Source organism: Roseovarius nanhaiticus (assembly GCF_900156535.1).
GTDB lineage: Bacteria > Pseudomonadota > Alphaproteobacteria > Rhodobacterales > Rhodobacteraceae > Roseovarius > Roseovarius nanhaiticus.
This window is the reverse complement of the sequence record NZ_FTNV01000001.1, coordinates 200970-220485: the sequence shown is the minus strand read 5'-3', so window position 1 is coordinate 220485 and position 19516 is coordinate 200970. Positions and strand designations below refer to the sequence as shown.

The 19516-nt window shown below is 61.2% G+C and carries 19 protein-coding genes; 13 read left to right on the top strand and 6 right to left on the bottom strand.

Annotated elements, in window-relative coordinates:
- The first annotated feature begins 38 nt into the window (after nucleotides 1–38).
- The 11 genes from mtgA (at nucleotide 39) to BW975_RS01035 (ending at nucleotide 11301) form a co-directional block, all read left to right on the top strand.
- A complete protein-coding gene (gene mtgA / locus BW975_RS01085) occupies nucleotides 39–749 on the top strand; it encodes a monofunctional biosynthetic peptidoglycan transglycosylase (protein WP_076530228.1) in 711 nt (236 codons plus the stop codon).
- Between the two features lie 58 nt (nucleotides 750–807).
- On the top strand, nucleotides 808–1473 hold the full coding sequence (fzlA, locus tag BW975_RS01080; protein WP_076530226.1) for an FtsZ-binding protein FzlA: 666 nt from the start codon (nucleotides 808–810) through the stop codon (nucleotides 1471–1473).
- Nucleotides 1474–1511: 38 nt separating this feature from the next.
- A complete protein-coding gene (gene queG, locus BW975_RS01075; protein WP_076530225.1) occupies nucleotides 1512–2573 on the top strand; it encodes a tRNA epoxyqueuosine(34) reductase QueG in 1062 nt (353 codons plus the stop codon).
- A 44-nt stretch (nucleotides 2574–2617) separates the two neighbouring features.
- Entirely contained in the window at nucleotides 2618–4621 is a 2004-nt protein-coding gene (locus BW975_RS01070; RefSeq protein ID WP_076530223.1) for a hydantoinase/oxoprolinase N-terminal domain-containing protein, read from the top strand.
- 72 nt (nucleotides 4622–4693) lie between these two features.
- Nucleotides 4694–5890, top strand: a complete 1197-nt coding sequence (locus BW975_RS01065; protein WP_076530221.1) for a glycine C-acetyltransferase — start codon at nucleotides 4694–4696, stop codon at nucleotides 5888–5890.
- A complete protein-coding gene (tdh, locus tag BW975_RS01060) occupies nucleotides 5887–6930 on the top strand; it encodes an L-threonine 3-dehydrogenase (RefSeq protein WP_076530220.1) in 1044 nt (347 codons plus the stop codon). The genes BW975_RS01065 and tdh overlap by 4 nt, the downstream gene beginning before the upstream one ends.
- Nucleotides 6927–7736, top strand: a complete 810-nt coding sequence (locus BW975_RS01055) for an isocitrate lyase/PEP mutase family protein (RefSeq protein ID WP_076530218.1) — start codon at nucleotides 6927–6929, stop codon at nucleotides 7734–7736. Before tdh ends, BW975_RS01055 begins: the two co-directional genes overlap by 4 nt.
- A 174-nt stretch (nucleotides 7737–7910) precedes the next feature.
- The gene (gene msrB, locus BW975_RS01050) at nucleotides 7911–8360 is read left to right on the top strand and encodes a peptide-methionine (R)-S-oxide reductase MsrB (protein WP_076530216.1); all 450 of its coding nucleotides are present in this window, start codon (nucleotides 7911–7913) and stop codon (nucleotides 8358–8360) included.
- On the top strand, nucleotides 8357–8854 hold the full coding sequence (gene msrA / locus BW975_RS01045; protein ID WP_076530214.1) for a peptide-methionine (S)-S-oxide reductase MsrA: 498 nt from the start codon (nucleotides 8357–8359) through the stop codon (nucleotides 8852–8854). Before msrB ends, msrA begins: the two co-directional genes overlap by 4 nt.
- Before the next feature lie 83 nt (nucleotides 8855–8937).
- Nucleotides 8938–9861, top strand: a complete 924-nt coding sequence (locus BW975_RS01040) for a DMT family transporter (protein ID WP_076530213.1) — start codon at nucleotides 8938–8940, stop codon at nucleotides 9859–9861.
- A 60-nt stretch (nucleotides 9862–9921) separates the two neighbouring features.
- The gene (locus BW975_RS01035; RefSeq protein ID WP_076530211.1) at nucleotides 9922–11301 is read left to right on the top strand and encodes an NAD-dependent succinate-semialdehyde dehydrogenase; all 1380 of its coding nucleotides are present in this window, start codon (nucleotides 9922–9924) and stop codon (nucleotides 11299–11301) included.
- Nucleotides 11302–11305: 4 nt separating this feature from the next.
- On the opposite strand, the gene BW975_RS01030 is transcribed toward BW975_RS01035, so the two are convergent.
- The 5 genes from BW975_RS01030 to BW975_RS01010 form a co-directional block, all read right to left on the bottom strand.
- Nucleotides 11306–12631 carry an NAD(P)/FAD-dependent oxidoreductase gene (locus BW975_RS01030; protein ID WP_076530210.1) on the bottom strand — a complete coding sequence of 442 codons (1326 nt, stop codon included), beginning with the start codon at nucleotides 12629–12631 and terminating at the stop codon, nucleotides 11306–11308.
- Nucleotides 12628–13440: an ABC transporter permease gene (locus BW975_RS01025; protein ID WP_076530208.1), complete on the bottom strand. Its 813-nt coding sequence runs from the start codon at nucleotides 13438–13440 to the stop codon at nucleotides 12628–12630. Before BW975_RS01025 ends, BW975_RS01030 begins: the two co-directional genes overlap by 4 nt.
- Nucleotides 13437–14327, bottom strand: coding sequence for an ABC transporter permease subunit (locus BW975_RS01020; protein ID WP_076530206.1), 891 nt, complete (start codon nucleotides 14325–14327; stop codon nucleotides 13437–13439). The genes BW975_RS01025 and BW975_RS01020 overlap by 4 nt, the downstream gene beginning before the upstream one ends.
- A gap of 3 nt (nucleotides 14328–14330) precedes the next feature.
- Nucleotides 14331–15452 carry an ABC transporter ATP-binding protein gene (locus BW975_RS01015; protein ID WP_076530205.1) on the bottom strand — a complete coding sequence of 374 codons (1122 nt, stop codon included), beginning with the start codon at nucleotides 15450–15452 and terminating at the stop codon, nucleotides 14331–14333.
- Nucleotides 15453–15521: 69 nt separating this feature from the next.
- Nucleotides 15522–16607 (bottom strand): polyamine ABC transporter substrate-binding protein, encoded by a 1086-nt coding sequence (locus tag BW975_RS01010; protein ID WP_076530203.1) that lies wholly within the window; start codon nucleotides 16605–16607, stop codon nucleotides 15522–15524.
- A gap of 146 nt (nucleotides 16608–16753) precedes the next feature.
- On the opposite strand from BW975_RS01010, the gene BW975_RS01005 reads away from it, so the two are divergent.
- Both BW975_RS01005 and BW975_RS01000 read left to right on the top strand, forming a co-directional pair.
- A complete protein-coding gene (locus tag BW975_RS01005; protein WP_076530202.1) occupies nucleotides 16754–17452 on the top strand; it encodes a GntR family transcriptional regulator in 699 nt (232 codons plus the stop codon).
- A gap of 94 nt (nucleotides 17453–17546) precedes the next feature.
- Nucleotides 17547–18941 carry an aspartate aminotransferase family protein gene (locus tag BW975_RS01000; RefSeq protein WP_076533256.1) on the top strand — a complete coding sequence of 465 codons (1395 nt, stop codon included), beginning with the start codon at nucleotides 17547–17549 and terminating at the stop codon, nucleotides 18939–18941.
- A gap of 52 nt (nucleotides 18942–18993) precedes the next feature.
- On the opposite strand, the gene BW975_RS00995 is transcribed toward BW975_RS01000, so the two are convergent.
- On the bottom strand, nucleotides 18994–19461 hold the full coding sequence (locus tag BW975_RS00995; protein ID WP_076530200.1) for a DUF1203 domain-containing protein: 468 nt from the start codon (nucleotides 19459–19461) through the stop codon (nucleotides 18994–18996).
- Nucleotides 19462–19516 lie beyond the last annotated feature (55 nt).

Here is a 19516-nt window from a genome sequence, read left to right as displayed (position 1 = left end):
TGCCAATGTGGCGATCGCGCATCTTATAGAGGCCCGCAATGCCCCGCAGCACCACCAAGGACACGCTCATTTCCCGCGCGCCCCTGGCGTGGCTGCGGCGCTGGGCGCTTTGGCTGCTGATCACAGGGGGTCTCGTCATCGGCGTGGCCGTGGTGTGGCACCGGGTGATGGCTCCCGGCCCGACGTTTTACATGAAACAAGAGGCGCGGCGTCTTGGACAAATTGCTTATGTCTGGACCCCGATTGACGATATAGCCCCGGTGATGGCGCGGGCCGCCGTGGCGGCGGAGGATGCGGATTTCTGCAACCACTGGGGTTTCGACATGCGAGCGATCCGGCAGGTACTGGAGCGCGGCGGCGCGCGCGGCGCCTCGACGATCAGTCAGCAGACGGTCAAGAACGTCTATCTCTGGCATGGCCGATCCTGGCCGCGGAAGGCGCTGGAGGCGGTCATCACACCCGCCATGGAGGCTGCCTGGTCCAAGCGCCGCATCATCGAGGTCTATCTGAACGTCGCCGAGTTCGACGAAGGCATTTTCGGCATCGGACCCGCAGCGCGCCACTATTTCGGGGTCGAGGCCGCGGACCTCTCGGCGCTGCAAGCCGCGCGGCTTGCCGCCATTCTTCCCGATCCCAAGGGGCGCTCGGCCAGTCGGCCGTCCAATTGGGTGCGAAAGAGGACCGCGTCGATCATGGATGGCGCGGCCACGATCCGCCGCGACGGCCGCGCCGCGTGTTTCGAGGATTGAAAACCAACCGGCTAAAGGGCATGGAAGGGCAGTCCTCGCAACAAAGGTCCGCCACGTCATGGCCAAGCTCTATCACGTTCCCTTATCGCCTTTCTGCCGCAAGGTCCGTCTGAGCCTTGCTGAGAAAAAAATCGAATGCGAGCTGATCGAAGAGCGTTATTGGGAAGAGAATCCGGATTTTCATCGCCGCAACCCGGCCCGCAAGGTGCCTGTGCTGCGCATCGACGGCAAGACCCTACCCGAAAGCACCGCGATCTGCGAATACCTGGAAGAGAAGTACCCCGAGCCTCCGCTGATGCCGCGCGGCGCCGATGGCCGTTACGAAGTACGCCGCATGGTCGCCTGGTTCGATGACAAGTTCCACCACGAGGTGACGTCAAAACTGCTTTATGAGCGGGTCAACAAGAAGATCACCGGCGCCGGCTTTCCCGATAGCGGCAATGTCAAATCGGGTGCGAAAGCGATCAAGTATCACCTCGATTACATGGCTTTCCTGCTCGAGCAACGCCGTTGGCTGGCGGGTGATGTGATGACGCTTGCCGATTTTGCCGCCGCAGCGCATCTGAGTGCGCTGGACTACATCTCGGATGTCGATTGGAACCGCAGCGATGTGGTCAAGGATTGGTACGCCAAGATCAAGTCGCGCCCCGCATTTCGCAGTATCTTGGCTGACCAGGTGTCCGGCTTTCCGCCGCCGCGCCACTACTCGAACCTCGATTTTTGATTGCTGCCGTTCGATGAGTATTTTTGCCAAGATGAACCATGGATGACATCAAGAGCAGGTTGATCGCACACGCGCAGGCCGAGGGCTTCGATCTGGCGCGCATTTGTCGGCCTGGTGACGTGCCTCAAGTGCCGGCGCGCCTATCCGAGTTTCTGGACAAGGGGCGACATGGCCAGATGGGCTGGCTGGCAGAGCGTAGCCATTGGCGGGCCGATCCCACCGCGCTCTGGCCCGAAGCGCGTTCGGTCATCATGCTGGGGGAAAGCTACACGCCAGAGCATGATCCCTTGGAAGTGCTGGAGCGTCCGGCATTGGGTGCCATTAGCGTCTATGCGCAGAACAAAGACTATCACGATCTGGTCAAGAAACGTTTGAAGCGGGTGGCGCGCTGGCTTATCGCCGAGACCGGTCAGGACACCGAGGTGAAGGTGTTCGTCGATACCGCGCCAGTGCCTGAAAAACCGCTGGGTGAGGCGGCCGGTCTGGGCTGGCAGGGCAAGCATACCAATCTGGTCAGCCGGGATTTGGGCAGCTGGTTTTTCATCGGATCCATCTTCACCACTTTGGAAATCGAGACTGATACGGGCGAATCCGATCATTGCGGGTCGTGTCGGGCTTGCCTCGATATTTGTCCGACGGCGGCCTTTCCTGCACCTTACCAATTGGATGCACGGCGTTGCATTTCGTATTTGACCATCGAGCATCACGGCCCGGTCGATCCGGACCTGCGCGCGCTGATGGGAAACCGGATCTATGGCTGCGACGATTGCCTCGCCGTTTGTCCTTGGAACAAGTTTGCCCAAGAGGCGCGTGAGACGCGTTACCACGCACGCGACGACCTGCGCGCGCCGCCATTGGCTGAGTTGGCACAGCTGGATGATGCAGCCTTCCGCACCAAATTCTCGGGCAGCCCGATCAAGCGGATCGGGCGGAACCGTTTTCTTCGCAACGTGCTTTACGCCATTGGCAATTCCGGCCAGCCCGATTTGGCCGAGGCGGCGCGTCCGCATGTGAATGATCCGGATGAAACAGTCGTCGATGCGGCGCGCTGGGCGCTTGAGCGACTGCAGGATGCCGCGAAAGGGATGGAACAGCCCTGAGTTCCGGCATACAGCAAACCAAGCGCTGCTGCGGGAGTTAGGGCATGGCGATTTTGCTAGGGGTCGATACGGGCGGTACCTATACCGACGCGGTTTTGATCCGCGACGAAACGCAGGTCATCGCCAGCGCCAAGGCATTGACGACACGGCACGATCTGGCGATCGGGATTGGTGCTGCGGTTCAGAATGTTCTGTCCCAGAGTGGCACCGCGCCCGGTGATATCGCGCTGGCCTCGCTGTCGACCACGCTGGCGACGAATGCGCTGGTCGAGGGGCAGGGCGGGCGCGCAGGCCTGATCTATATCGGCTTTCGCGAGCAGGATCTGGAGGGGCATGGGCTGCGCGCGGCGCTGGCGGGCGATCCGGCCTTGATCCTGAGTGGCGGTCACAATCACGCGGGCTACGAGGCGCGGGCGCTGGACTTGAACGCGCTCGATGCGTGGCTGCGTGAGGACCGTGGCATCTCGGCCTATGCGGTTGCTGCGCAATTTGCCACGCGTAATCCCGAGCACGAATTGGCAGCGCAACGTCTGATCCAGGACGTGACAGGCAAGCCTGTTTCATGCTCGCATCATCTGTCTGCAAAGCTAAATGGACCAAAGCGGGCGCTCACTGCGCTGCTGAATGCGCGTCTCATCGGGATGATTGCCCGGTTGATAGACAAGGCCGAGGGCAAGCTTGCTGATCTTGGGATCGCTGCGCCGCTGATGGTGGTCCGCGGCGACGGAGCGCTTATCAGTGCAAAACAGGCTCGAGAGCGCCCGATAGAGACGATTCTCAGTGGCCCAGCCGCATCCATTGTGGGGGCGCGGTGGTTGACCGGAGCCGAGACGGCGCTTGTTTCGGATATCGGCGGGACGACGACGGACGTGGCCATCTTGCGTGGCGGCAAGCCAATGATTGACCCCGGGGGTGCGCAGGTTGGTCCATGGCGCACCATGGTAGAGGCGGTGGCGATGCGCACCACTGGTCTTGGCGGCGATAGTGAGGTCCATCTAGCGGATAATGGCCTGATCGGCGGCCTGACCTTGGGCCCGCGCCGGGTGCTGCCGGTCAGCCTGATTGCGTATGAGGCGCCCGAGGTGGTCCAGCGCGCTCTCGACGCCCAAATGCGCGCAACCGTTCCCGGAGAGCATGACGGCGTTTTCGTGCGGGCGGTGCCCGGCATTGAGGCGGGCGGGTTGGCCGAGCGCGACGAGGGTCTGTTACTGCGCATCATCGAAGGCGGCGTGCAGCCGGTTGGCGCCGTTCTGCGCACCAGGCTGGAAGGTCAGGCGCTGCGCCGGTTGGTGGCGCGAGGGCTGGTTCAGGTGTCTGGCGTCACGCCATCAGATGCCAGCCATGTTCTGAGCCAAGCTGGCGCATGGGATGTTGAGGCAGCGGAAAAGGCGCTGGCGTTGCTGGCGCGAAAGCGTACGGGATCGGGCAATCTGATCGCAGGCAACGTACAAGAGATGGCGCAAATGATCGTAGATCAGCTGACCCGTCAGACGGTGCTGGCGATCCTTGAGGCTGGATTTGCGGAGGAGGCCGACAGTTTCGGCCTGCCGCCCGATCTCTTGGCGCGCCACGTTCTGATGGAACGCGGGCTGGACCGCCATCGCGGCCTCTTGAGGGTCGACGCCGGACTGAACGTTCCGGTCGTTGGTCTGGGCGCTTCTGCGGCCACTTATTATCCCGCGGTCGGCGCGCGGCTGGGGTGCGAGATGATTTTGCCACGGCATGCGGGCGTCGCAAACGCCATCGGCGCAATCGTCGGCCGGGTCACGATCCGGCGCAGCGGCACTGTCACGTCGCCCTCCGAGGGACTGTTTCGGGTTCATCTGGAGACCGGGCCCGAGGATCATCGCACTGCGGAGGCGGCACTGGATGCCTTGCAACGCGCGCTCGAGTCGGCAGCGCGCGCTGATGCCGTTGCTGCGGGGGCCGAGGATATCCACATTACGGCAACACGCGATCTGCGCACAGCAGAAGCCGAGGCGCGGCAGGTGTTCCTCGAGGGTGAGATCACAGTCGAAGCCTCGGGCCGGCCCAGGATCGCAATCTGAGCGCAGCCCATGTCACCGAGCTCTCTGATGCGATACCATCAGGAAAACGCGAGTCACCGAAAGGATTTTGCCATGACAGCCGCCCAGACATTTGATGCCGACATCGGCGCCCGCCTGGAAGATCTGAAGACCGAGGGCCTCTACAAGACCGAGCGGGTCATCACATCGCCGCAGTCGGGGCGCGTATCGCTGGCGAGCGGCGCCGAAGTCATCAATCTTTGCGCCAATAACTACCTTGGGCTGGCCGATGATGCGCGGATCATCGAGGCGGCCCACAAGGCGCTGGACCGCTACGGGTTCGGCATGGCGTCGGTGCGTTTCATCTGTGGCACCCAAGAAGAGCACAAGACGCTGGAGGCGCGCATCGCCGAGTTCCTTGGGACCGAGGACAGCATCCTTTACCCCAGCTGTTTTGACGCGAATGCCGGTTTGTTCGAGACGATTCTCGGCCCCGAGGATGCAATCATCAGCGACGCATTGAACCACGCCAGCATCATCGACGGCGTGCGCCTGTGCAAGGCGCAGCGCTATCGTTATGCCAACAGCGATATGGCGGATCTGGAGCGCTGCCTGAAGGAGGCAGAGGGCGCACGGCATCGCCTGATCGCCACGGATGGCGTCTTTTCGATGGATGGCTACTACGCCAAGCTGGACGAGATCTGTGATCTGGCCGAGAAATATGAAGCGCTGGTGATGGTGGATGATTGCCACGCCACCGGCTTTGTCGGCGCGACCGGGCGCGGCAGCATCGAGCATTGCGGCGTGATGGGACGGGTCGATATCCTGACCGGCACGTTGGGCAAAGCGCTGGGCGGTGCGTCGGGGGGGTATACCGCAGCCTCTGCCAAGGTGGTCGATTGGCTGCGTCAACGCTCGCGCCCGTATCTTTTCTCGAACACGCTTGCGCCGGTGATCGCCGCCGCCTCGCTGACCATGTTCGATCTGATCGAGGAGGGCGATGATCTGCGCGCGCAGCTTTGGGACAATGCCGCGCATTTCCGCACCCGCATGACCGAGCTGGGATTCGAGCTGCTTCCGGGTGAGCATGCGATCATCCCCGTTATGCTGCGTGATCCGAAGCTGGCGCAACAGATGGCGGCAAAACTGGGCGACCATGGGGTCTATGTCACCGCCTTCAGCTATCCGGTCGTGCCAAAGGATCAAGACCGCATCCGCACGCAGATGAGCGCGGCACTGACGCGCGAGATGCTGGACGAAGCGATAGACGCCTTCGCGGTCGTGGGCCGCGAATTGGGAGTGATCTCATGAAGAACGAAATGAAGGCGCTGGTGAAATCGCGCCCCGAGCCGGGCCTGTGGATGGAGTATGTCCCGGTGCCCGAGCCGGGGCCGAAGGATGTGCTGATCAAGGTCACGAAGTCCGCGATTTGCGGCACCGACGTGCATATCTGGAAGTGGGACGAATTCAGCGCCAAGACGGTGCCCGTGCCGATGGTCGTCGGGCATGAATTCGTCGGCGAAATCGCCGATACGGGCAGCGCAGCGACCCGCTATAAGATCGGGCAACGGGTCAGCGGTGAGGGTCACATCGTCTGTGGCACCTGTCGTAATTGCCGCGCCGGGCGCGGGCAGCTTTGCCGCAACACGAAGGGCGTGGGCGTCAACCGGCCCGGCAGCTTTGCCGAATATGTCTGCATTCCCGAAATGAATGTCGTGCCGATCCCCGAGGATGTGCCGGACGAGATCGCCGCCATTTTCGACCCGTTCGGCAATGCCGTGCATACCGCGCTCAGCTTTGATCTGGTGGGCGAGGATGTGCTGGTCACCGGCGCCGGGCCGATTGGCATCATGGGCGCGCTGGTTGCGCAGAAGGTGGGCGCGCGCAAGGTGGTGATCACCGATATCAATCCCTACCGCCTGGATCTGGCGCGCCGCATGGGCGTGCAGCATGTCGTCGATGTCTCGAAAGAGCAGCTGAGCGATGTGATGGCACGGATCGACATGCATGAAGGCTTTGACGTGGGCCTTGAGATGTCGGGCGCGGCGGCGGCGATGCAGCAGATGATCAGCCGCATGAACAACGGCGGCAAGATCGCCCTGCTGGGCATCGCGCCGACCGAGTTCGCCGTAGATTGGAATGCGATCATCTTCAAGATGCTGCATGTCAAGGGCATCTACGGCCGCGAAATGTTCGAGACGTGGTACAAGATGATCGCGTTGGTTCAATCGGGACTCGATGTCAGCGGCCTCATCACGCATCGCATCGGGATCGACGATTTCGAGGCCGGGTTCGAGGCCATGATTTCCGGCAATTCCGGCAAGGTTGTCATGGATTGGAACGCCGCATGAACGATATCGGGGCCGACTTCCGCGCCCTCTATCGCCGGGGCGATCCTGTCACCATCGTCAATGTATGGGACAAGGGATCGGCGCGCATGATGCAGTCGCTGGGGGCGCAGGCTCTTGCAACCACCTCGGCGGGCCATGCCTTTTCGATGGGGCGCGTCGATGGCGGCACGCTCAGCCGCGATGAGGCGCTGTCGCATGCGCAGGACATCGTGGCGGCGGTATCGGTGCCTGTCTCGGGAGATTTTGAAAACGGTTTCGGCGAGGCGCCCGAGACGGTGGCCGAAACGATTCGCTTGGCGCAAGAGGCCGGGCTGGCGGGCTGTTCCATCGAGGATACGGCTCTGCCCGATTTTACCTCTTACGGCTTTGACCTTGCGGTCGAGCGGATCCGCGCCGCGGCCAGTGGCGCGCGCGGACTGCCGCGGGACTTCGTGGTCGTGGCGCGGGCCGACGGCGTGATGCTGGGCAATTACGATTGCGACGAGGCGATCCGCCGCATTCGCGCGTATGAGGCGGCAGGCGCGGATTGCGTCTATGTGCCGGCCCCACCGGACAGCGCGGCGCTGCAGCGCATCGTCAACGCGGTTTCCATCCCGGTCAACGTGCTGGCATCCGGGCCATTTGCCAAAGTGACGCGCGCCGAGTTCGCGGCCATGGGTGCAGGGCGCATCACGATCGGCGGCGCGCTGGCGCGGGTGGGCTATGGCGCAGCGATAACGGCAGCGCGGGATATTCTGCAGGGCGACTTTGCAGGGCTTCAGCGTGCTGTCGATGAAGACGACATCAAGGACCTTTTGGCGCCGTGATGGCACTCTTATTGCGGGCGTCTGCCCTGATTGTGGCCTGAGCGATTTGGGTATTTTGCCCAAGAAAAAACATGGGTGGCTTTCAATACCTTGCGAGCCATCTGAAATATCGTTTGGAAATTCCCGCGCGCCCGCCATTTATGAGGGCAACATCACACGAAAAGGGAGCGCATTATGACCCGCTACACCAAGGATCCGGACGCCATCGCGCGACTGACCCCCGAAGAATACCACGTGACGCAGCAAAGCGGCACCGAGCGGCCCGGCACGGGCAAGTATCTCGGCAACACGGAGCCTGGCATTTACGTTGATATCGTCTCGGGTGAGCCGCTATTCGCGTCGTCGGACAAGTATGAAAGCGGTTGCGGCTGGCCCAGCTTTACGAAACCGATAGAGCCCGCTTATGTGACAGAGCTTTCGGATGACACGTTGGGCATGCGCCGCGTCGAAGTGCGCAGCGCGCATGGCGACAGCCATCTGGGCCACGTCTTTCCGGATGGCCCACAGGACCGTGGCGGCCTGCGCTACTGCATCAATTCGGCCTCGCTTCGTTTTGTGCCAAAGGATGAAATGGAAGCCGAAGGCTATGGCGAGTATCTGAATCAAGTGGAGGATGTGGCATGAGCACAGAGCGCGCAGTTCTGGCCGGGGGTTGTTTCTGGGGTATGCAGGATCTGATCCGCAAGCGGGATGGCATCGTCTCGACGCGGGTCGGGTATACGGGCGGCGATGTGCCCAATGCCACCTACCGCGATCACGGCACGCATGCCGAGGGGATTGAAATCATGTTCGATCCCGCAAAGATCAGCTATCGCGAGATACTCGAGCTGTTTTTCCAGATCCACGATCCGACGACGCTGAACCGGCAGGGTAATGATCGTGGCATCAGCTATCGCTCGGCGATTTACTATGTTGATGAGGCTCAGCGCGAGGAGGCGCTGCGCACGATCAAGGATGTCGAGGCCAGCGGCAACTGGCCCGGCAAGGTCGTAACCGAGGTTGAGCCGGTGGGCGATTTCTGGGAGGCAGAGCCCGAGCATCAGGATTATCTTGAGCGGGTGCCCAACGGCTATACCTGCCATTTCCCGCGCGCTGATTGGGTATTGCCCCGCAGCTAGAGGCGCAGACTATAGACCGGCGCCCGGCCCTTGACCTCCGGTCTGGCCGGGCGCATGCATGGCGCATTACAGGAGCCATGCCGATGCAGCCGGTCAAGGCGATCACGCTGAAGCTTTGCGCGGTCGTTCTCTTCATCATTATGTCGTCGCTGATCAAGGCGGCGTCGGACGCGGTGCCACCCGGTCAGGCCGTCTTCTTTCGCTCCTTCTTTGCGATGCCGGTGACGGTGGTCTGGCTGATCATGCTGGGCCAGTTGACAACCGGGCTGCGTGTCAAATCCATCTGGGGGCACGTGCGGCGCGGCGTCGCAGGCACGATGGCGATGGCCATGATGTTCGCCGGTCTCGCGCTCTTGCCGCTGCCCGAGGTCACCGCGCTTAGCTACACCTCGTCGCTGTTGATCGTGATCTTTGCTGCCCTCTTTTTGGGCGAGCGTGTCGGCGTGTTTCGCATTGGCGCCGTCTGTATCGGCCTTGTCGGCGTGTTGATCATTCTCGCACCGAAACTGACCGTTTTCGGAGGCGCGCCGGTGGCTGCCTCAGAGGCGCTGGGCGCAGCGGTGGTCCTGGTCGGTGCCACCTGCGCGGCGATCGCACAGATCACCATCCGTTCGATGGTGCAGACCGAACATCCGGCGGCCATCGCCTTTTATTTCTCGGTTACCGCCACCGCACTTTCAGCGCTGACCATGCCGTTTGGATGGGTGATTCCATCGGGATGGCTGTTGGGCCAGCTTGTGCTGGCGGGCATTCTGGGCGGCGCGGCTCAGATCTTTCTCACGCTGTCCTATCGCTATGCGGATGCCAGCATCGTCGCACCATTCGACTATGCCTCGATGATCTTTGCGCTGCTGATCGGCTATTTCATTTTCGATGAGGTGCCGACCGTGCCGATGCTGATTGGGGCGGCGCTGATCGCGGCGGCGGGGATCGCGATTATCCTGCGCGAGCATCATCTGGGCCTCAAGCGAGGGCGCGCCCGCGCGCTGCGTACGCCGCAAGGGTGATGGAACATCGCCGGGCACCGGCGCGTTCGGTCTGCAAATGCACATCAATGCGAGGCTGCAATGACCAATACGTTTCAGACGATCAATCCCGCCACCGGGACCGAAATCCAAAGCTATACCCACATTTCGAATGCCGAGATGGAAGGTAAAATCGACGCTTGCCACAAAGCTTTCGAGGGATGGCGCAAAAAGAGCCACGAGGAACGTGGCGAGGTATTGAAGGCTATCGGCCAAGGTCTGCGTGACCGGAAGGAAGAGCTGGCCCAGCTGATGACCCAAGAGATGGGCAAGCTATTGGAGCAATCGTATCAAGAGATCGATCTCTGCGCCGCGATCTGCGATTACACTGCCGAAAACGGCCCCAAGGAGCTGGCGCCCGAAGATCGTGAGATTGCCAATGGCAAGCGCGGCAAGGTTGTTCACTCGCCGCTCGGCGTCATCTATGGCATTCAGCCATGGAACTTCCCTGCGTACCAGGTGGTGCGCTACTCCATCGCCAATCTTATGGCCGGTAATGGCGTGCTGCTGAAACATGCGGCCAATGTCACCGGGTCGGGTCTGATGCTGGAAGAGATTTGCCGCGATGCGGGCTTGCCCGAGAATCTCTTTACTGTTCTCGTCATCAGCCACGATCAATCGGACCACGTAATCGACAATGATAAGGTGCGCGGCGTGACCCTGACGGGCAGCCCCGGCGCGGGAAGCCATGTGGGGGAACGCGCCGGCAAGGCGCTTAAGAAAACGGTTTTGGAATTGGGATCAAACGACGCCTATCTGGTTCTATCCGACGCCGATCTGGACACGGCTGTCGAGACCTGTGTGACGGGCCGCGTTTATAATAATGGCGAGACCTGTGTCGCGGCGAAACGCTTTGTTGTCGTCGACTCGATGTACGACGCGTTCCGCGATGCTTTCGTCGAGAAGATGAGCGCGCTCAAGGCGGGCGATCCGACCAGCGATGACAGCGACATCGGACCGATGGCGCGCGAAGATCTGCGCGACGATCTGCACGAGCAGGTGGAGCAGAGTGTCAAAAACGGGGCAACCATCCTGTGCGGCGGTGAAAAGCCAACCGGCGACGGCTATTTCTATCCTGCCACCGTGCTGGCCGATGTGGCGCCCGGTCAGCCCGCCTATGATGACGAGCTGTTCGGTCCCGTCGCGTCGTTGATCCGCGCCAAGGATGACAAGGATGCCATGCGCATCGCCAATGACAGCCGCTATGGTCTTGGTGGGGGTATCCTGTCGCAAGATACCGAGGCCGCAGTCAAGCTGGCGGCGGAAGAGTTCGATACCGGAATGGTCTTTATCAACGGGTTCGGCATGGCGACGCCGAATATGCCCTTTGGCGGGGTCAAGGATGCCGGGTACGGCCGCGAACATGGCGGGTTCGGCATGAAGGAATTCACCAATGCCAAGGCGATCATGGTGATGCGCTAGGCGCTCAGGCGCCTGTCGCCCACATCGCACCGTAGACGGGCCAGAACCACGCCCGCCTGAACCGGCCCAAGGGCCAGCGTTTGGGCGGGCGTTTCATGATCTCGGGGTAGAGATTGCCGGGCGCGCGGTCCATGGCCAGATCGGCCAGCAGCGCGCCCGCATAGGTTGCCATCGCCACGCCGTTGCCGTGATAGGACATCGAGGCGAAGGCGCCGGGCATCGTGTCGATCGGCCCGGTAAAGGGCGTAAGATCGCGCGCGATGCTCAGCAGGCCGTGCCAGCTATGCGGGGTTTCGACATGGGCCCAGGCTGGGAACATCTCTTCGAAATGATGGCGGATGTTGCCGTGCATCTTCTTGTCGGCCCAAGGCGCGCTGAACAGGCCGCCGCGCATGCCGAAGAGCATACGGTTATTCGGCATCAGTCGGAAGTAATGCAGAAAAAAGCGGTCATCGTAGCATGCCTGCCGCGTCGTCCAGCCCTGCTGGCTCAACTCTTCGTCGGTCATCTGCCGCGTCACCAGAACATTTGACTGCGTGGGCAGGTATCGGCCCTTCATCCAGTCGGGCAGATCGTCCGAGCTGTAGCCATTCGTGGCCACGATCAGCCGGCGTGCCTGAACCCGCGCCTCGGGCGTCTGGAGATTGAAGCTGGCGCCTTGGTCGATTTGATGAACGGGGCTGTGCGCGCGGATGCGGACGCCAGCGGCGCGGCAGGCGGCGGCCAAACCTTGGATATATTTCATCGGGTTGAGCGCAAAGCCGATGGGTGTGGTCATGGCGCCGTGAAACGGGCCTGACATACCATTCTGAGCCTGCTCATGGGGTGCGACGATGGTGGGCGTCACCTCATAATCGCGCTCGATCTCGCGGGCGCGCGTTTCGAACCCGTCATAGGCCGCGGGCGTATGGGCCATCACGGTCTCGCCCTGCGAGTGGCGGTCGACCTGCATTCCGTGACGCTCGATCAGCCCTGCGGCAAATTCTACCGCGTGTTTCTCGGTCATCCGAAACTCGCGGCGCGTGTCTTCCCCATACATGCGGGTCAGGGCCTTGTCGCTGGCAGCCGAGCCTCCGAGGCAGCAAAACCCGCCATTGCGCCCTGAGGCGCCCCAGCCGACATCCTGCGCCTCCAGCACGATGACATCCGCGCCGTCCTCGGCCAGATGCAGCGCGGCCGAGAGGCCGGTAAACCCCGCGCCGATGATCGCGACATCTGCTGTCAGTGTGCCGCGCGCGGGCGGGTTGGCCACGCCTTCGGTCGTGACAGGCCAGTAACAGGTGGCGCGCGGCGCCTCGCCATAGGCGTGGGCGGGATAAATGCGCTTCATGCGCCCGCCGCACGCTCATCCGCCTGCCGTTTGAGGCTGCTGTGCTTGCTAACCAGGGATGCGGTGATCACACCGACCGCTACGATGGCGATCATCAGCGTCGAAAGCGCGTTGATCTCGGGGCTGAGGCCAAGGCGGATCGACGACCAGATCTTGATCGGGAGCGTGGTCGAGGACGGGCCGGCGGTAAAGCTTGCGATCACCAGATCATCGAGGCTGAGCGTGAAGGCCAGAAGCCATCCCGAGATTACGGCGGGTGCGATGATGGGAAGCGTCACGAGGAAAAAAGCCTGCATTTGCGAACAGCCGAGATCCAGCGCCGCCTCCTCCAGCGATTGGTCGAAACTGACAAGGCGGGACGAGACGACGACCGACACGTAGCACATCGAGAATGTTGTATGCGCCAGAACGATGGTCATCACGCCCCGGTCGATATTAAGCCCGATGAACAACAGAAGCAGCGACAGACCCGTTATGACTTCGGGCATGACGAGAGGGGCATAGATCATCCCCGAAAAAAGCGTACGCCCCGAAAACCGGCCTGCGCGCACCAGAACGACCGCCGCCATCGTGCCGAGCACGGTGGCGATGGAGGACGATATCACCGCCACCTTGATCGTCACCCATGCTGCGTCCAGAAACGCCTCATTTCTGAACAGCTCGCCATACCATTTGGTCGAGAACCCGGCCCAGACCGTCACCAACTGGCTTTCGTTGAAGCTGTAGATGATCAGGATGACCATTGGCAGATAGAGAAACGCAAAGCCCAGTGTCAGGGAAGTGGAGTTGAACCATGTGACGCGCCTCATCCTTCGGCCTCCCGTTGCTTTTGCTCGTTCCGCTGAAAAAGGATGATGGGGATGATCAGGATAATCAGCAGGATCACCGCAACGGCGCTGGCGACGGGCCAATCGCGGTTGTTGAAGAATTCCTCCCAAAGAACCTTGCCGATCATCAGCGTCTTGGAACCGCCCAAAAGGGACGGAATCACGAATTCACCGATCGTCGGGATGAACACCAGAAAGCACCCTGCAATGATCCCGTTCTTGGACAGTGGGAACGTGACCAGCCAGAACGCAGTGATGCGGCTGCACCCCAGATCCTCGGCCGCCTCCAGAAGCGAGGCGTCCATCCGCTCAAGGGCGGCATAGATGGGCAAGATCATAAACGGCAGATAGGTGTAAACGATGCCGATATAGACCGCGATGTTTGTGTTCAGGATCGTCAGCGGCTCGGAGATGACACCGATACTGAGCAGCAGTTGGTTCAGATACCCCTCGCCCGATAGGATCCCGACCCAGGAATAGACCCGGATGAGGAAGCTGGTCCAAAACGGCAAAATCACCAGCATCATCAGTGTCGGACGCCAGTGATCGGGTGCAGATGCCATGCCATACGCGATGGGATAGGCCACGATCAGCGTCAGAAGCGTGGCGATGAACGCGATCTGCAGCGAGGATAGATAGGCCTTCCAGTAGAGATCGTCGGTGGTCAGGAACTCGAAGTTTTCAAAGTCGAGCGCAGAGAAAAACTCTTTGATTCCGGCCCAGCCTTCACCGAAGTCCAGCGTCGGGGTGTAGGGCGGTATGGCGAGCGCGATGTCACTGAGGCTGATTTTCAGCACGATCAGAAACGGCACCAGAAACAGTGCAACAAGCCAGAGATAGGGGACTGCGATCAGGAAAACGCGGCGCATCGCTCAGCCCTCCAACAGGACACCGGCAGTGTCGGTCCAGCTAAGCCAGACGGTATCCTCCCAGGTGAAGCTGCGGCGCGAGAGCCGGCGCGTATTGGCTGTCTGCGCCTTGACGATCTGCCCGTTGTCCAACTGAACATGGTAGGTCGAGAGGTTGCCCAGATACGCGATGTCGAGGATCTTGCCCTTGAGCGCGTTGCGCGTTTCGGGCTTTTCGGCGGTAATCGCTACTTTTTCGGGCCGGATTGCCAGATGGCAGGTCTGGCCGTTGGCAAAGGATTTCTCCGATTCCGCGTGCAGCGTCGGCTGGCCTTCGGCGAAGGCGATGTCATAGCCATTGCCGTTCTTGTTGGCGCGGCCCTCGATGATGGTCACATCACCGATGAAATCGGCGACATAGACCGAATTGGGCACTTCGTAGATATTGGCGGGCGTGTCGGCCTGCATGATCTTGCCGTCATCCATCACGGCCACGCGGCTGGCCACTGTCATCGCCTCTTCCTGGTCATGGGTCACGATGACAAAGGTGGTGCCGGTCTTTTCCTGGATATCCACCAGCTCGAACTGCGTGTCCTGCCGCAGCTTGGCGTCGAGCGCGCCCAAGGGCTCGTCCAGCAGCAAGAGCTTGGGCGCCTTGGCGAGGCTGCGAGCGAGGGCGACGCGCTGGCGCTGGCCGCCGGAAATCTGGTGGGGTTTCCGCTTGGCGAATTTTTCCAGCCGGACCAGTTTCAGCATCTGGGCCACGCGTTCGGCGATCTTGTCTTTGTCCATCTTGTCGCGTTTCAGGCCGAAGGCGATGTTGTCATAGACCGACAGGTGCGGAAAGAGCGCATAGGATTGAAACATCATGTTCACCGCGCGCTTGTTGGGCGGGATGGGCGCCATGTCCTGACCGGCCAGGAGGATCTGGCCTTCGGTCGGTTTTTCAAAACCGGCCAGCATTCGCATCATCGTTGTCTTGCCGCAGCCCGAGGGACCCAGAAGAGCAAAGAATTCGCGCTCGTAGATATCGAATGTCTGGTTGTCGATTGCGGTAAAGTCGCCGAAACGCTTGGTCACGTTCTTGAACTGAATCAGCGGCTTGGCCTGTGGGTCGTTCCACGGCTCGAAAACGGTCTCGCTCATCATCGCTCCCGGATGGGGTTTGAAGAAACCCGCGCAACAGATGTTGCGCGGGTCGGGATTGTCCGGGGATCAGGTGCCCGATTTTATCTTGGTCCAAAGGCGCGTGACGACGCGCTGAACCTTGGGGCCATAAGGCGTCACGGTGTAAAGGTTCTCCAGTGTCGCCTCGCCCGGATAGATCGCTTTGTCGTCGATCACGTCCTCGACCAGGAACTCCTGGCTCGCCTTGTTGCCATTGGCATAATAGACGTAGTTCGACGCCGCCGCCATGTTCTCGGCATCCATGATGAAGTTCAGGAATGTATGTGCGCCCTCGGGGTTGGGCGCGTCCACCGGGATTGCCATCTGGTCAAACCACATCAGCGCGCCCTCGGTCGGGGCGTTGAAGACAATCTCGACGCCATTCTCGGCCTCGGCAGCACGGTCGCGCGCCTGCAGAATGTCCCCGGACCAGCCGAAGGCAACGCAGATATCGCCATTCGCCAGCGCGTTGATGTATTCCGAGCTATGGAACTTGGTCACATAGGGGCGGACCGCCATCAGCACGTCTTCGGTCTTGGCGATAACCTCGGGGTCCTTGCTGTCGGGATCCTCGCCCAGGAATTTCAGCGCGGCGGGGATCATCTCGGTCGGGGCGTCCAGGAAATGCACGCCGCATTCGGCCAGCTTTTCCATATTCTCCGGCTTGAAGATCAGATCGAGCGAGTCGATCGGCGCGTCCTCGCCCAGAAGCTCGGTCACCTTGCCTACATTGGCGCCGATGCCCGTGGTGCCCCACATGTAATTGATCGAATACTCGTTGCCGGGATCGTACTGCTCGGTACGCTCCTGGATCACGTCCCACATGTTCTCGCGATTGGGCAGCTGCTCCATGTCCAGCTTCTGAAAGGCGCCGGCCGAGATCTGACGCTGAAGAAACGTGCCGGTGGGCACGACAACGTCATAACCCGATCCGCCTGCCAGCATCTTGGTCTCCAGGACCTCGTTGCTGTCGAAGACGTCATAGATCAGGTCGATGCCGGTCTCCTGCTCGAACTTTTCCAGCAGGGCCTCGTCGATATAGTCGGACCAGTTGTAGACACGCACCTCTTGGGCGGTGGCCGCGCCTGCCATCAGTGTGACGGCGGCTGTCGTGGTCAGGATGGTATTCTTCATTCTAATCTCCCTTTGGTTCGGTGATCGCTGTCACCGCTGCCGCGAATTTGATCAAGTTTTCACTCGCATGGCAATATGGTAATGTTTCCACGGGGTCGCTAAACTCGCAACCTCGGTCATTTTGAACGACGGGGGCGCCGCGCGCGATGCAGCTTTCTGCACAAAAATTCAGTAGCGAAGACACGGGCTTGCCCGCGCATGCACAAGTCTATCTGCGCTTGCGGGAAATGATTCTTTACGGCGATCTGACTCCGGGGCAGGCTGTGACGATTCAGGGGCTGACGGACCGTTTGGGCGCCGGAATGACCCCCGTGCGCGAGGCGATCCGCCGCCTGATTTCCCAAGGCGCGCTGGAATTTCAGGGCAATCGGCGAGTCAGCGTGCCGCAACTGAACGCCGATGACATCAGCGAGATCATCGTCGCGCGCGAGTGGCTGGACCCATATCTGGCGCGCCGCGCCGCAACACGTGCCGGGCCCGGCGATATCGACGCGCTGACCCGAATTGACGGGGCGCTGGATGGCGCGATCCAGCAGGGCGATCTTCGATCCTATCTGCATCTCAATCATCAATTCCATCTGACCCTCTACATGCTGGCCGCCAGCCCTATTCTGGCTGACCTGGCCGAGGGGCTATGGCTACGATTCGGTCCGGCGATGCGTGTGCTTTGCGGGCGATTGGGCACGCAGAATCTCAGGGACAATCACAAGGACCTTCTGGCCGCCATGATCGACCAGGATGCAGATGCCGCTGCGGCCGCGATTGCCGCCGATGTCCGGCAAGGCATGGATCAGTTGCACGCCTCACTTCACGAAGCCGCGCAAGGTATTGCGCAGGCCAAGTGATTCGATTGACAAAGAATAATTTGATCATATTTTGGGCATCATCCGGCAAGGCGCCGTTTTCAGCCTCATTTCTATTTCAGCGAAAGGCCAGCACATGAACATGATCGCCAACCATCCGCCCACGTCCGAGCTTCAGGCGCTGGATGCTGCGCACCACATGCACCCCTTCACCCATGCGGGAGAATTGAAGGACAAGGGCGCGCGCGTCATTGCGCGGGCGAATGGCGTGACGCTGACCGATACGGACGGCAACGATTACCTCGATGCGATGGCGGGCCTGTGGTGCGTCAATATCGGCTATGGCCGCGAGGAGATGGCCGAGGCTGCCGCACGTCAGATGCGCGAGCTGCCGTATTACAACACGTTTTTCCAGACAACGCATGTGCCCGCGATCGCGCTGGCCAACAAGCTGGCTCAACTGGCGCCGGATACTCTGAACCATGTCTTTTTCGCCGGCTCCGGCTCGGAAGCGAATGACACCAACATCCGCATGGTGCGCACCTACTGGGCGCAAAAGGGCCACCCAGAGAAGAACATCATCATCAGCCGCAAGAACGCCTATCACGGCTCATCCATGGGCAGCGGCAGCCTTGGCGGCATGACCTTCATGCACGAGCAGGGCGGTTTGCCCATTCCCGACATTCACCATATCGACCAGCCGCATTGGTGGGCCGAGGGCGGCGACATGACCCCCGAGGAGTTCGGGCTGGAGCGCGCGCGCCAGCTGGAGGCCAAGATCGAAGAGCTGGGCGCCGACCGTGTCGCAGCCTTTATCGGCGAGCCCATTCAGGGCGCGGGCGGCGTCATCATTCCGCCGAGCACCTACTGGCCCGAGATCCAGCGCATCTGCGACAAGCACGGCATCCTTCTGATCGCCGACGAGGTGATCTGCGCGTTCGGCCGCACCGGCAAGTGGTTTGCGTCGGAGACGTTGGGCATCCGTCCGCATATCATGACCATCGCAAAGGGTCTCAGCAGTGGCTACGCGCCGATCGGCGGCTCGATCGTCTGCGACGAGGTGGCCGAGGTCATCAACAATTGCGAATTCGCACATGGCTACACCTATTCGGGCCATCCGATGACCTGCGCCGTCGCGCTGGAGAACCTGCGCATCCTCGAAGAAGAGGGTATCGTCGATAACGTCGCCAATCATACTGCTGCCTATCTGGCCAAGAAATGGGCGACGCTTGGGGATCACCCGCTGGTGGGCGAGGCATCGACCATCGGCATGATGGGCGCGATCCAACTGACGCCGGATGCTGAGCGCCGCGCGAAATTCGCCGGGAACGAGGGCGATGTGGGCCTGATCACCCGTGAGCATTGTTTCAAGAACGGTCTGGTGATGCGCCATGTCGGCGACCGCATGATCATCTCGCCGCCCCTTGTCATCACTGACGCCGAAATTGACACGCTGGTCGAGCGCGCTTGGATCGCGCTTGACCTCGCGCACAAGCAGGTCGAAGCCGAGGGCAAGATGAAGGCGGCCTGATCAAGGTCGATTGGTATGGAACGGGCGCAGCCATCAGCTGCGCCCGTTTTTGTTAGGCGCGCGTGACAGACGCGGCAAAGCATCCCGGTTTGGCGTAGTGCAGGTGAATGTACTCGGCGCCGGGAAGGCCCAGCGCCTCGGTCAGTGCCTCTGGCAAGGCCGTGCCCTCGACCGCATCCGCGTGGATCATCATGTCGGAATCGTCGAAAACGCGCAGGGATATCAACCGCGAGAGCAGCACCTCAGGCACCTCACCCGGCGTAGGCCGGGCCTGTTGCACGCCCTGACGCACAAAAATCGCGTGACTGGCCGCATAGGGGCTTTGTGATGGTAAATGCCAGTGGTTCAACAAAAGCACCGTCTCGCCGATTTGGGCATCGGCGAGGCTGACACGGCAGGGGGTGCCCGGATGCTCGGTCACGGTCATCCGCCGGGCCTTGCGGGAGGCCAATTCGGTGTCCGAAAGCGCGAAAAGCGGCGCAAAGAGCGTGGGCGATATTGCGTGGATTTGAAACGGCATGAGAGGCTCCGAACTTGTGTCACGAGGGATTTTACCCGACCAGACAACAGCCGAT

Coding starts and splice junctions, on each gene's coding strand:
- msrA (WP_076530214.1), top strand. CDS start 8,357: ATGAGCACAGAGCGCGCAGTTCTGGCCGGGGGTTGTTTCTGGGGTATG.
- mtgA (WP_076530228.1), top strand. CDS start 39: ATGCCCCGCAGCACCACCAAGGACACGCTCATTTCCCGCGCGCCCCTG.
- BW975_RS01065 (WP_076530221.1), top strand. CDS start 4,694: ATGACAGCCGCCCAGACATTTGATGCCGACATCGGCGCCCGCCTGGAA.
- BW975_RS01020 (WP_076530206.1), bottom strand. CDS start 14,327: ATGCGCCGCGTTTTCCTGATCGCAGTCCCCTATCTCTGGCTTGTTGCA.
- msrB (WP_076530216.1), top strand. CDS start 7,911: ATGACCCGCTACACCAAGGATCCGGACGCCATCGCGCGACTGACCCCC.
- BW975_RS01030 (WP_076530210.1), bottom strand. CDS start 12,631: ATGAAGCGCATTTATCCCGCCCACGCCTATGGCGAGGCGCCGCGCGCC.
- BW975_RS00995 (WP_076530200.1), bottom strand. CDS start 19,461: ATGCCGTTTCAAATCCACGCAATATCGCCCACGCTCTTTGCGCCGCTT.
- BW975_RS01010 (WP_076530203.1), bottom strand. CDS start 16,607: ATGAAGAATACCATCCTGACCACGACAGCCGCCGTCACACTGATGGCA.
- BW975_RS01005 (WP_076530202.1), top strand. CDS start 16,754: ATGCAGCTTTCTGCACAAAAATTCAGTAGCGAAGACACGGGCTTGCCC.
- BW975_RS01015 (WP_076530205.1), bottom strand. CDS start 15,452: ATGAGCGAGACCGTTTTCGAGCCGTGGAACGACCCACAGGCCAAGCCG.
- BW975_RS01040 (WP_076530213.1), top strand. CDS start 8,938: ATGCAGCCGGTCAAGGCGATCACGCTGAAGCTTTGCGCGGTCGTTCTC.
- queG (WP_076530225.1), top strand. CDS start 1,512: ATGGATGACATCAAGAGCAGGTTGATCGCACACGCGCAGGCCGAGGGC.
- BW975_RS01055 (WP_076530218.1), top strand. CDS start 6,927: ATGAACGATATCGGGGCCGACTTCCGCGCCCTCTATCGCCGGGGCGAT.
- BW975_RS01070 (WP_076530223.1), top strand. CDS start 2,618: ATGGCGATTTTGCTAGGGGTCGATACGGGCGGTACCTATACCGACGCG.
- BW975_RS01000 (WP_076533256.1), top strand. CDS start 17,547: ATGAACATGATCGCCAACCATCCGCCCACGTCCGAGCTTCAGGCGCTG.
- fzlA (WP_076530226.1), top strand. CDS start 808: ATGGCCAAGCTCTATCACGTTCCCTTATCGCCTTTCTGCCGCAAGGTC.
- BW975_RS01025 (WP_076530208.1), bottom strand. CDS start 13,440: ATGAGGCGCGTCACATGGTTCAACTCCACTTCCCTGACACTGGGCTTT.
- BW975_RS01035 (WP_076530211.1), top strand. CDS start 9,922: ATGACCAATACGTTTCAGACGATCAATCCCGCCACCGGGACCGAAATC.
- tdh (WP_076530220.1), top strand. CDS start 5,887: ATGAAGAACGAAATGAAGGCGCTGGTGAAATCGCGCCCCGAGCCGGGC.